The 13297-nt window shown below is 42.9% G+C and carries 7 protein-coding genes; 3 read left to right on the forward strand and 4 right to left on the reverse strand.

Features of this window, described 5'->3' with window-relative positions:
- Positions 1 to 23: 23 nt before the first annotated feature.
- Positions 24 to 734, reverse strand: coding sequence for a ribose-5-phosphate isomerase RpiA (gene rpiA, locus I8752_RS12145; protein WP_214432576.1), 711 nt, complete (start codon positions 732 to 734; stop codon positions 24 to 26).
- Positions 735 to 1235: 501 nt separating this feature from the next.
- Here rpiA and I8752_RS12150 point away from each other — a divergent pair.
- Together I8752_RS12150 and dxs are read left to right on the forward strand one after the other, a co-directional pair.
- A complete protein-coding gene (locus I8752_RS12150) occupies positions 1236 to 1919 on the forward strand; it encodes an S-layer homology domain-containing protein (protein ID WP_214432577.1) in 684 nt (227 codons plus the stop codon).
- 218 nt (positions 1920 to 2137) lie between these two features.
- Entirely contained in the window at positions 2138 to 4045 is a 1908-nt protein-coding gene (gene dxs / locus I8752_RS12155) for a 1-deoxy-D-xylulose-5-phosphate synthase (RefSeq protein ID WP_214432578.1), read from the forward strand.
- A gap of 335 nt (positions 4046 to 4380) precedes the next feature.
- Here the strand turns inward: dxs and I8752_RS12160 are convergent, their stop codons facing one another.
- The 3 genes from I8752_RS12160 to I8752_RS12170 all read right to left on the reverse strand — a co-directional run bounded on the left by I8752_RS12160 (position 4381) and on the right by I8752_RS12170 (position 12060).
- A complete protein-coding gene (locus I8752_RS12160) occupies positions 4381 to 6009 on the reverse strand; it encodes a hypothetical protein (RefSeq protein WP_214432579.1) in 1629 nt (542 codons plus the stop codon).
- Between the two features lie 440 nt (positions 6010 to 6449).
- The gene (locus I8752_RS12165; protein WP_214432580.1) at positions 6450 to 10889 is read right to left on the reverse strand and encodes a nitric oxide synthase oxygenase; all 4440 of its coding nucleotides are present in this window, start codon (positions 10887 to 10889) and stop codon (positions 6450 to 6452) included.
- Positions 10890 to 11304: 415 nt separating this feature from the next.
- On the reverse strand, positions 11305 to 12060 hold the full coding sequence (locus I8752_RS12170) for a hypothetical protein (RefSeq protein ID WP_214432581.1): 756 nt from the start codon (positions 12058 to 12060) through the stop codon (positions 11305 to 11307).
- Between the two features lie 1062 nt (positions 12061 to 13122).
- On the opposite strand from I8752_RS12170, the gene I8752_RS12175 reads away from it, so the two are divergent.
- Positions 13123 to 13297, forward strand: a 175-nt coding sequence (locus I8752_RS12175) for a calcium-binding protein (protein WP_404827087.1), incomplete at its 3' end; no start/stop codon positions are given.

Below are 13297 nucleotides of genomic sequence, written 5' to 3' on the forward strand. Positions count from 1 at the left end.
CACCCCACACCCCACCCCCTTTTTTATAGTTGCCGTACCAATGGCTGACCATCTTTGACTTCGCCAATTAAAACTAAATCTACACAATTGACGAAGATGCCATTTTCGAGAACCCCAGGAATATTATTCAGGGTTTTTTCTAGATTTACTGGGTCGTCAATAGAGTCAAATCTGACATCTAAGACGAAATTTCCTTGGTCGGTAATGACTGGGCCGGCTTTTTTGACACCCATACGTAGTTCGGGTTTGCCACCAAGTTTTTTTATAGCATTTGTGACGGGAGTAATTGCCATTGGTATGACTTCCACCGGCACGGCGAAACTAGAACCCAAACGGTCTACTAACTTACCACTATCTACCACAACGATGAATTGCTCTGCTAAGTAATCGACTACTTTTTCGCGGGTATGGGCTGCACCGCCACCTTTGATTAAATTTTTCTGGGGATCGACTTCATCTGCCCCATCAATGGCGATATCGATATGGTCGACAGCGTCCAAGGTAGTTAGAGGAACGCCGTACTGTTTAGCTAGCACTTCTGATTGAAAAGAGGTAGGGATGCCGACGATATCTTTAATTTCGCCAGACTTGAGGCGATCGCCCAAAAATTGAATTGTATAGGCTGTGGTTGACCCCGTACCCAATCCAACAATCGAACCTGATTTTACCAGGGCGGCGGCAGCTTTACCAACTTCTTGCTTCATCAACGTCACGGGATCTGCTGTTGCGGTCATTCCCAAACTCCTGAAATAGATGGCACTATCACGGTCGAATATACTACATCCTCAGCATTGCAAAATTCACTCAAGCAAAATTCTCTAGAAATTTCCGTAAATAGTTTGAAGTCTTAAATACACAAAAACTTATTACTACAGCATAATTCAAGATTCAAAATGATAATATTTGATAAATTTCATGTGACAATCGTACCGAATTTCTTGCCTCATTCTGACTTTTTACTACTTGTTGCTGAATTATGACAGTAAAAAACCCATAATAAAATTAATATTGAAATTGCTAAAAATGTCAACTCAAGTATGATTACTAGATGCATAACTAGTGATGATTGCTTGGCTATTTATAATTGATAACTGTGCTTTTTATTAAGGGCGGGCAACTTTGTTAAGCTAAAAAACGTCCCTCTAGTCAAAAGTCTATATGCTGGGCATAACCAATTTAGGTTAGGGGTACAGTTGTTAAAGATGCAGAATAGTCGATTGAAAATTGTGAGAAATATGCGAAAGTTGCTAGGTACTCTATCTTTAGTATTGCTACTTCAGAATTTTCCAGCAATTGTTCAAGCTCAAGTGCCAGGAGAAAGCGCAGGCGTATCATCAGAAGCAATTAAACAGGTAATTACAGCTAAGCTGATGAGCAATTACTCTGATGGGAACTTTTACCCGCAAAGAGAGATCAGTCGTGCAGAATTAGCTTCTATTTTGGTGAAAACATTTCATTTAGATAAACGAGAAGCGGCTAAACAAGAAAAGTCTATATCTGTGCCAGATGTCCCACCTTCCTATTGGGCATTTAATGATATCCAGATAGTTTTAAAAACTGACATCATGAAAGGCTACCGGGGTAATTTATTTTTTCCCAATCAAAAGGTGACAAGGGCAGAAGGGATGGCAATTTTTGCCCAAGCTTATGGTGTATTTCAGTTTGGGGATGATAGCGTCAATGAAATTCTCGCTTCATATCCAGATGCAGCATCTATTCCGACTTGGGCCAGAAAAGCGATCGCCACAGTAGTTTCTGAAGGATTTATCAATACAGATGCCCAAAACAATATTTCCCCATTACGACCTATGACCCGTGGGGATATGGTATACCTGTTAAGTAAATATTTACAGAGACAGCAGCAACTACCGGAAACCCCGGAAGTCCCCCGTGTTCCCGATAGCCCAGAATCGCCTTAGGTTTCCGTGTTGCTTTAAGTGGACTAAATGTACTTAGTAGCAGTCTTTAAAGTAACAATCGTAACTGTTTAATAAGTAACAGTTCTATCACCGTGTTATAACTGTTACCTTAATTGTGCTGCGGATTGCAACTTAGTTTTGGTATGATTCTGGGGGCAACACGACCGTGGGAGAATCAGAATACCAGAAGTAGAAATTAGAGAGGAACACCCTATAATATGCATCTGAGTGAAATCACCCATCCCAATCAGTTGCACGGTTTATCGATCCGGCAGCTACAACAGATTGCTCGTCAGATTCGAGATAAACACTTGCAAACGGTAGCCGCAACAGGAGGGCATCTAGGGCCTGGTTTGGGTGTTGTAGAGTTAACGTTAGGGCTTTACCAAACACTGGACTTAGATCGGGATAAAGTTATTTGGGATGTTGGACACCAAGCTTATCCCCATAAATTAATTACCGGACGCTACAGTGACTTCCACACCTTAAGGCAAAAAGACGGAGTTGCTGGTTATCTCAAGCGGTGTGAAAGCAAGTTCGATCACTTTGGCGCGGGACACGCCTCTACCAGTATTTCAGCTGCACTGGGTATGGCACTAGCGCGAGACATGAAAGAGGAAAAATTTAAAGCAGTCGCCGTCATTGGTGACGGGGCGCTGACTGGAGGTATGGCATTAGAAGCTATCAATCATGCCGGACACCTGCCCAAAACAAATTTGCTAGTTGTTCTCAACGACAACGAGATGTCCATATCTCCAAATGTGGGTGCGATTCCTCGCTACCTCAACAAAATGCGCCTCAGTCCGCCAGTGCAGTTCATCAAAGATAATTTTGAGGAACAATTCAAGCAAATTCCTTTCGTTGGTGAATCTCTGTCTCCCGAACTCGGACGCATCAAAGAAGGGATGAAGCGTTTAGCCGTTCCCAAGGTAGGGGCAGTCTTTGAAGAACTAGGCTTTACCTACATGGGGCCAGTAGATGGACATAATTTAGAAGAATTGATTGCTGCCTTTTCTCAAGCACATCAAATACCAGGGCCAGTTTTGGTGCATGTGGCAACAGTAAAGGGCAAAGGTTATGAAATTGCCGAACAAGACCGAGTAGGCTACCACGCCCAAAGTCCATTTAACCTGACAACGGGTAAAGCTATTCCTTCCAGCAAGCCAAAACCACCCGCTTATGCTAAAGTTTTTTCGCACACTCTGGTGAAACTTGCCGAACAAAACCCGAAAATCATCGGCATCACTGCGGCAATGGCAACAGGAACGGGCTTAGACAAACTTCAAGCAAAACTGCCCAATCAATATATTGATGTCGGTATTGCCGAACAACATGCCGTCACCTTAGCTGCGGGACTTGCATCTGAAGGTATGCGCCCCGTCGCAGCTATTTACTCTACCTTCCTGCAACGGGCCTACGACCAAATAATTCACGATGTTTGCATTCAAAACCTGCCAGTGTTCTTCTGCTTAGATAGGGCGGGAATTGTCGGTGCTGATGGCCCTACTCACCAAGGTATGTATGACATTGCCTATCTGCGTTGCATTCCCAACATAGTAATGATGGCCCCCAAAGACGAAGCAGAATTGCAACGGATGATAGTGACTGGGATCGACCATACCAGTGGCCCCATAGCGATGCGCTTCCCCCGTGGCAATGGCTATGGCGTTCCCCTGATGGAAGAAGGCTGGGAACCTTTGGAAATTGGCAAAGGAGAAATCCTTCGCAATGGCGATGATGTGTTGATTCTTGGCTACGGCACAATGGTCTATCCAAGTATGCAAGTTGCAGAAATTCTCAGCGAACACGGCATTGAAGCAACTGTAATTAATGCTCGTTTTGTTAAGCCTTTGGATACAGAATTGATTTTGCCTTTGGCTAAGAAAATTGGGCGCGTCGTCACCTTAGAAGAAGGTTGTGTCATGGGTGGCTTTGGTTCTGCGGTAGCAGAAGCTTTACTGGATGCCGATATTGTGGTTCCCGTCAAGCGTATTGGCGTGCCAGATGTGTTAGTAGATCATGCCGAACCAGATCAATCTAAGGCAGAGTTAGGGTTAACTAGTCCGCAAATAGCAGAAAGAGTACTGCAAGCTTTCTTTGGTCAGCAAGTATCTGCTGTTGTTTAGTTAGTTCTCAGTAAATAGTACAGACTTTAAGCAGTTCTAAGCATTTAGCCGCAGCTGAGGTAGACAGTAGAATAGTTCAACTACTTGAAAAGCGGCGTAATCAAATATAGTCCTATCAAAATAACCCCTATTCTAGGGGTTATTTTTGTAATATAGCCGTCGCCAGTAGTGTTAGGACATCAACAGACGATTGAACCTAGACACAAAAAGACTTTTCACCCGGTCACCCTTCGGGTGACGCTCCTGCGTCGCTACCGCTAGCGCTAACGCAGTCGCCTGCGGAGGGAAACCCTCCCGCAGCGCTGTCTCACCAGTCACCAGTCCCCAGCTATACCTCAATTAAAGCTTTCTGATGTTTGGAGTTCTGTTGCTGAGTTTGATTCTACAGCTGGCGGCGGCGTTTCCCGTTCGGGTGCAATAATAGAACCATCCCAGACAGCCCGTTGTCCATCCGCATTAATAATAGTGATTTTGACTTCTCTGTTATCAAAATGAGCCGTAAATTTCGCTAGCCAGTCCTCTGTGGGAAGTCCGTTGAGATTTTTTAAAGGAATTTTTAACCTTCTACAAAATTCCATAGGCGCATCGGGATCGGTCTTCATGGTAATGATGTCGTCTTTTTTGACTTCAACTAGCGTGTTGGGAATTTCTTCCCTAGTTTTACTGTCTAAATAGACTAATTGAACGATTACCCCAGCATCCTTAATTTGCGTATTAATTACTTCTTGCCCCTCAGAATTTAATATCTTCCCTCCTAGGGAAAAATTAGCGCCAGCAATGGTGATGTAATCGGGAGACTCTTCAGAAGGAACGTACAGCACTACTTGATTGATATTCGCTCCAGCCTTGCGGACAGCTTTGCCACCGATGTAGCCGCCAGCACTGATACCCATTAATGCTAAGAGTTCGGCGGGAATAGTTGGTAAAGAAAGCGCAGTTGTATAAGTAACCAAGAGGATAACTATAAAAGCAATACCAATAATTATGTTCCAAACCACCTGCTGAACTCGCTCTAGGGCTAATACTCCACCATGTACCACTAAGTCAGACCATGCAGGATGAACTTCTCCAGATCCTTTGCTGCCACGAATTTCAGAGGTTGCTTGCGCCGTCACTAGTGTTGCTAAACTAATGAGGAAAGTATAACTGAATCCTGATAGCGGAACGAATTCCCACATGCCTTGAGTTGCACCACGTCCGATGAAAAGAAACAAATAACCAAAAACAATAATAGTCAACCACCACACAAACTGAGCATGAGCTAAACTCAATGTGTTTGTCTTGCGGTCTAGGATTAGCCACTGAAACGTATTTAAGTTATTTCTATTGTCTTGTGAAAAAGTATTGGGTAAGTTTGTTTTTTTTGCCTGCATTGTTAGCCAATAGATGAGCAGCACAAGTGCCCCTATACAAATTGTTGTTAAACCCAACACAATTAAGGTTGTCAACCCGCTTACAGGACGTATGACTTTAACTTGAAGTTCGTCATCAACTACTTGACGGTCAATGTTAGTTGCCTTACCTCCCACTTCAATATTTACAGGATGCGTTCCTCTACTCAATTGCTTTAGCTGCTTATTACTAAAGCTCGCAAAAACTGCTTTTCCATCTTCTGTGACTTCTGTTGCAGTCGTGGTGACAATGTTAGGGGTCTTACCAATTTTGATATCGATTTTATTTGTTAGCGAATTGTCTGGCTGAGGAAAATTTTCTCCCAGTACTACTACATCGACTTTTTCATCTTGATAGCGACTAACATCTTCCTGAATCAGCCACGATTGAGGAATGCTAATGTAAAAATTCTTCGGATTGATGCTTTTGACAGAAGAAATCTTACGTATCGTTGGCGCTTTACTATCAGTTTGCTGATTAGATGGTGTAGCGGAGTTGGTGTTGCTGGGCTGGATAGTGCTAGGGCTAGCAGTTTCCTGTGCTTTGACTAACTCTACTGAAGAAAACAGCAAAACGCAGGTCAGACTAAGGGATAGCAAAGGGTAATAATACCTCTTGCTCATTCGTTTCCAGGATATTTTAAATAAGCGCATAAAACAGTGTGAGTCTCTCTGACCCACGGAGCAACATTAATTGTATTTGATGGATAGACAATACCTAAACAACTGTCGTTATTTAAGTATAAATACTAAGGGCTGGCTAAATAATATGTCTACAACTAATACTAGCAATTCAGTATTTATATTTATAAAATACTTATGGGAGTTTAGCTAACTATTTGTAATGTTATTTATTACTCAGCTATCTACTGAAGTTTAAGAGATTATGAGTAGCTAAGATGCAAAGCAGTCTTTATGGCGATCGCACCTATCAGCCACAATATTTATATTGATTTAACCCTTAGGCAAAAGGAGAAAAAACCGATATTTTCTCCTTTTACTTTTGCTCCTTCTTAAGTGGTCGGTACTGCTAAGGATTGCACCTGTGAAATCGCAGCTAGAGTCTCAGAAGACTGTTGTACTCGATGTAGCCAACGTTCAGCTTTCGAGTAGTTATCTTTCTGTACCTGTTTGATGGCTTGCTTGAAGTGCAACTGCACGCCCCAAACATCGCTGAAGAAGCGCTTTTGTTGCTTCATTGTCTCAAAGAATTGGACAGCTTCAAGGTGAGAGAGATTGCCTTCAGTTTTGGCGATCGCCAGCATCACTTCAAACACATCATCCGCCATTTTGGCATCGCCACACACGTAGTAGTGACACTTAGGATGATTGAGCAGTTTCCAAATATCTTGGGGCTTTTGCTGCATTAAGTTTTGCACATACATCTTTTGCTCGCCCTGACGCGAGAATGCTACCTCTAACCCAGAGAGGACACCTTGATTCAGCCAAGTCTGCATCTGCTCTTGATAAAGGAAGTCATTGTGGTTGCGGCAGCCAAAATATAGGCAAGCATCGCTCAATGATTGTGCTTGTTGTAACAGAGCTTCTCGGTACTGGAGGAAAGCAATTAGGGGTGAAACACCAGTACCCGGCCCCACCATGAGCATCACAGCATCTGGATCGCTGGGCGGGCGGAAGTCGGAGGTGCGGACAGAGATGCGAACCTTTGCCCCCAAATCCAACCCAGCCAGATAGTTAGAACAGAGTCCCTGACGGACTTTGCCTGCATCCGTTTTGACTTGCAGCGCTCCAACTGTGATTTGAATTTGTTGGGGATAAAGCAGGGGACATGAGGAAATAGAGTAGAGGCGTGGCTTTTGCTTCGGTAGTAACTCTAGTAGCGCTTCTAATGTAATTTGGGCTAAGGGAAACTCATCAAATAAATCGGCGACGCTCATGAAATTGTCTGCGATCGTTTTCTTGAGCGCAATGCTGTCGGGATGGTCTTCTCCTTGCCGAAGAATTTCCAGCCAAGTTTCCAGACGATATTTTTCTTGCGGGTTTTGTGTTGCAGAGTACAGGTAAGTCAGTAAGTCGTTAAATGGTTCGCGTAAGGCAAGGTCGAGTTCTTCCGAGAGGACTTGACCTACTGTTGTTGGAACGGCAACAGGGGGCTTATCTTCCGTTACATGGCCATTAGCTGTAACATAAGCAGCCGTAAAGTGCGTGTCGGAGTTGATTGTAAGGCGATCGCATAATCGCTGCACTAATTCCGGTGGATTGCAGGGATACACGGCAACGTGGTCGCCTGTTTCATAATGCAATTCTGTATTGGAGATATCAAAGACAATGTATCGCGTAGAACGACTGCCGGGAATTACTTCTTTAAGTAGTTCTTGATTGGCAACTACGGGGACTTCTATGCCGCGTTCGCTACTTACTGCCACAGGTGTCATGGCTGCTTCTGCGGCACTCAAAAATGTTACATGCAACTTCAAAGCGGCTGCGGTTGTAGCATCGGCGGAGGTCACATCTTCTCCCAATACACGAGATACTAGTCCTAGCCACTGTTTGAATGTGTCTGCTTGTCCCTTGATTTCGTCGCCTTTGTGCAGCGGAACAATTCTATTTGCTCCTGCTTTTGCTAAAACTTTATCTACAGCAATTCCAGCAGCACAGAAGTGTTCGTAAACAGTGCTGCCAATGCCTAAGACAGAATAATTTAAGCCACTGAGGGAACCAGCAGACTGTTGCTTTAACCATTGGAGAAACCGCTTGCCGTTTGCGGGCATTTCGCCGTTACCAAAGGTGGATGTGACGATCAGCAATAACTTTTCTGATGCCAAGGTATTGGTATTGTACTCATCCAAGGCCATGACTTTCGGGCGATAGCGTTGCAGTTGACGAGCAGCTTTGCGTGCATAGCTTTCGGCTGTACCCGTCTCAGACGCATAAAGAATTAAGATGCGGTCTTGTTTGCGATCGTCTTCGTCGGTAACACTCACAAAGTTCTCTAAGTCAATGCTATCTTCAACTGCCCAGCGATCCGCCGCATGGTGATAGGCAGGCTCTAGGTAAAAGTCACGCATTTGGTGATGCCAAACCGGACAGGCACTGCCACCAGCAGGCGGTACAACCCACCCCCAATCTCCCGGACACTCGCGCCCTGCTTTCTTTTCGCGTAAGTCGTGGGCGAGGAACTGACGAGAGGCAGATTGGTGATCTACCATCGTTACCTTGGCTTTTTGGAAGGAGTACAAGACGGCTACGTTAAGTTCCAAGGCGACGCGATCGCGCCACAGGGTTTGCTCGGAACTAGTATCTAGTTGGAGGACTTGGGCTATTGCTTCCATTTTGTCGTAGCGCCAATCTTCTAGGAAATCTCGCGCCACCTCTGTACCCATATACCAACCGTTGAAGGGAATGCAGCCGTAGTTGATGCCGCCAATGTGGACGCTGAAGTTGCTAATGGCAGGAACCGCATACCAGCGAAATCCCAGTGATTTGAATTCGGGAATTGTGGGATGCTCTATTTCCACTTCTAACACATCGTCTTTGTTCCATTCGTAGAGCTTTGGTTCCATCCCTGGCACTTCAATTGCTAGAGGTAAAATATCGTAGGGCGTGCGCGGTTCTGGTGGTTGCCAGCCCAGCTTCATAATGGCTTTGGTTAATTCGTAATTGGCGCGATCGCCCATGACACTGCCATCGGGCTGTTCGTATGCTGCATAACGAATCAGCTGCGGATTCCAAATACGCAGCCCCCAACGTTCTTTGGGTTGCCTGGGACGGAAAACTGTCATGGTGATTTGAATGTTACCGCCGTTAGTAGCCAATTTCAGGTGTTCTTCTAACTCGCGGAACATCTCATCGGGATCGGCGATCTGGCGGCGATCGCGCACTACCATGTTATTCCACTGAATTCGACCAATACACTTGGAGGCATTGCGCCAAGCCAATTGAGCGCCGTAAGCTATTTCTTCATAGGTATGGGTATAAGTGCCTGTTGCTTTGACTTCTTCTTGAATTTCTGCCCAACGCCGCGTTTTATCTTCTGGTTCCCAAGCTTGCTCGTTGGCAATGATTTCTAGGAACTGTTTGGCTTTTTTGAGCAAACGCTCCTCATTCAGTTTGGGCAGTTTCATGACATTGGTGACGCGATCGAACAAAGTCTGCCACGCTTGGCGTAACTCTGGCGTGAAGTTGGGCAGGTACTTCTCAAACAGCACAAACATCGTATCTGAAATTGCCGGATAGGCACAGGATGGCACGCCTACATTGCCGTGAAACTGACCTAACATACGCAGTTCTTGCAGCATTTCCTCACTGCTGTTACTTCGCAAGCAACGCATGAGAAATTCTAATGCCTGAAACAAATGCAAGGACAGATAATCCATATCAGCCCGTCCAAAAATAGGCAGCACAAAAGGATATCTCTCAAACAGGATTTGATAAAACTCCATGCCCATCTCTTGCTTGTTCTGGTTAAATACCTCCCAAGAATCTGCCATTTTGTGCAACATTTCTGGGGGCAATGCTGACTCATAGCGCCTAATGGATTCCACCATGGGCACAATTATATGGGTGTTAAAGAAGCGGTAGAGAGCAGAGTTTGTTCCTTGTGCTAAATCTTGGCGATCGTATTCTTCTAAGTAAGGAATCGACGGCAACATCCACATCCATACCTGCCGTGCTTTCAGCCAATGCTGCGGGCGCATCCCAATATCAGCAAATAGCGCCCCATAGTCTTCAATAGTATCGAATTCATCACCTTTGTCTGGAGGTACGCCCATTAGGGGTTCTCCAATTATGTTCTGGGTGTAGGGTTGAAGTTTGTGTATACAGCAATCAAATAATTCATAAAAGTAATCTGCTATGCTATCGATCGCTTCCCCAAAGACGTACTCTAGTTCTGGCTCTTCTAGCAACAGGCGCTTGAAGAATTTTTCCATTTGCAATTCTTTCCACGCCCGTAATTTGTTCCACACATCTTTGACAATCACTTCTTCTTGCAGCGTGAGTGGTACGCCTTCTGGAATTTCGACTTCAACGCCATTAGTCTGAGTTCCATGAGTGTGCGCGCTGCGCGTACCGTTTTGACTCCCCAAAATCGTCACAGTGCTGCTACTGCCTTCGCTGGTACTCTGTGTCAGCCGAGTTTTTAGCTTCAACTGGGGTGCTAAACTCCAAGTTGCGATCGCAAACTCAAGGTCTGCGTTACGCTCGCCATTAAGATAATCTTGAGTTGCAAATGTCACTGTTTCAATATCCTGCCAAGGATGAGTGATATCGCCTTCGCGGTAGCATAGGGTAATCGCGATCGCACAGTCTCCCTTATTTTTCAAATCTACCAACCAACTAGGTTGCATCCTGGCAAAGAGGTCCTTGTTCAACAAAGGTTGCCCTTCATCGGATATTACTTGTACGCGGCATTTATATTTATAGTCTTTTGAAGTTGGGAAATCGATAGCTGATACCTCGGTGAGGTGAATAAGCCGCTGACTTTTATTCATGTCTTAATTGTGTGTACTGTGAGGATAATGTTAAAAGTGAGTGCGCTGCATCTTACGACACATAGCTTGTCAGGTAAATTATCGTACTTGGACAGAGTTAATTAAGTCTATGGTGAGAGTGTGTTTATTGGCAAAACTCACCATAGCTTAATATATCTCTCGAAAATTTCACTAAATTTACTGATGGTAATTTTTAACTTATCTGTATATTCTTCAAAATTTTTATAAAAAATTACACTTAGATATAACAATATTCAGATATTTTACTTATTTTAAATTTACGTATATGTTAAATATATTGACAGAAATTCTTTTTCTTAAGGATATTCTGATGACAATTAACTTTGAAATGATGGTTAATTTCATCAGAATATTCGCGATCGCATCTTAGCAATTACGATGCAAAATCAAAGCTCTAATTGATAGTTACTGGTTTACCTTCGGGTGCTTCATAACCATTTTTCTGTTGTTTAACTGTATCCTGTATGTCTGATATGAAATAGGTGTTATCAGATTGTTTGCCAAATGTAGCTGAACCAGATGCACACAATCCTTTTAGTTCATCGGCAAGGGATTTTGCCTTTTTCACATCGTCTTTTGCTAGAGCTTCTATTAACTGTCCTATTTTATCCGACTGCTGTTTTAGTTGAATTTGAATTTGCTCTTTTAGCCTTTCTTCTCTTCTAACATATGCCAACATCCGCTCTTGGAGGGCGCGAAAAAAGGCAGAACCAATATAGCCTACAACCAATGACATTGTAATTAGTGTAAAAGCATTATCTGGTTTGAGAAGCATTAAGACAGGCGGTGATGCTGCTCCACCGATTATAGATTGGGATATGCAACTTTTAAGAATAGCAGAGCGCTTTTGCTTTTCTAATCTTGCTCTATCCTCTTTATTTAAATTCTTATTCTGCTTGGCTAGTTCTTGTTCCAGTCGAAATAATTTTTGCTCAATTGGTCTAGATATTTCTTCTTCTGTTACCTTGAAGTTCATTAAGAAGGAAATAAAGCCACCAAAAGCACCTGCGATAAAAATTAAAAGCAGAATCTGTCCCAGTTGCCAGCCAATGGGTAACTGATTCATTTGGGTATACATATAACTCCCATTAGACTGTGCTGCATACACTACTTTAGTTGTCAATAAAGTAGCGAGGGACAGCAATAACATTGTTACTATCCTGTGCTTCATAATTCTGCTGTTGATTTTTCTATTTCTCGATCAGTCTACAATTGTTATGATTTGACAGCAAAAATAGTTTTCACTAATTAACAAAAAAGTATTTTTTTCAATGAATGCTACTAAAGCATTAATCGAATATTTTCATAAGCGATATCATCAGCAATTTTGGAAACAGCCTTTGATAAAGACTTTTTATCCAAAATTCCCAATCTCAAATTGGCACGAGTAGGTTGATTACGATCAGCATATATCTAAAGAAGTACACATAAGCAACTAATTATCTAGATTCGTTGACAAGAGCGTCACGCGTGTAACATAAGATAAACAGCAAACTGCTAGTAAGCAGCAATTATGTATTTAATATCCAACAACTAAGTATCTCTATCTATGACAGCTTCAACAAACTAGGTTTATCCAGTTATTTGGCATAACAGATCAAACCTGCTTACCAAAAGCACGATCGCGACTAAGATTAACCATACCAGTGGGGCGATCGCTATGCGCTAACTTTGGGGCAATGACTACTCCATTCGCTTAATGAAAGAAGGCTAGAAACCCTGAGAAATTTTGCAAGCTTTCGTAAGCAGCAAGTATCTGCTGTTGTTTAGTTAATTTTTTGTAGTAATAAATTGCCCACGCTTGTGATTCAGGTGTGGGCGATCGCTTATGAAAACGGCAAGTTTAATATGCTTAATATGATGTTAGGTTAAGCCTTAGTTAATTACCGAAACCCATTAAGTATTAAATAATTACTTAAATTCACTTCGATCGCTGCATAATCGTTATACTTTATCCTGTTAATTACTAAGATTCTTATAATATCAATTCGGTAGGAGTATCAATTTAGCAGGGTGCGATCGCTCTATATTTTCTATGGGTTGAACGAGTGAAGTTTAACCCCATATCTTGTCGTGGTATTTTTCAAAAATAAAACCGATTTCCAATTTTTTATATGAAATATTGAAATAATAAAAAATACTGTAATATCTATTACGTGATGCATAAAAGTATGTCTGCACATCTTAAATCCAACAAAAGCACAGCAAAACTATGGCTATTCAAGGAACAAACAATAACGATAACTTAGTCGGCACTTCTGGAAATGATACTATTCAAGGTTTAAATGGTAATGATACCCTTTCCGGGCTAGGTGGAAACGATCGTTTAGAAGGTGGTTATGGAAATGATACTTTGTATGGTGGTACTGGAAACGATTTATTTGTCT

Origin of the sequence: Dendronalium phyllosphericum CENA369, from assembly GCF_016056275.1 — a bacterium.
GTDB lineage: Bacteria > Cyanobacteriota > Cyanobacteriia > Cyanobacteriales > Nostocaceae > Dendronalium > Dendronalium phyllosphericum.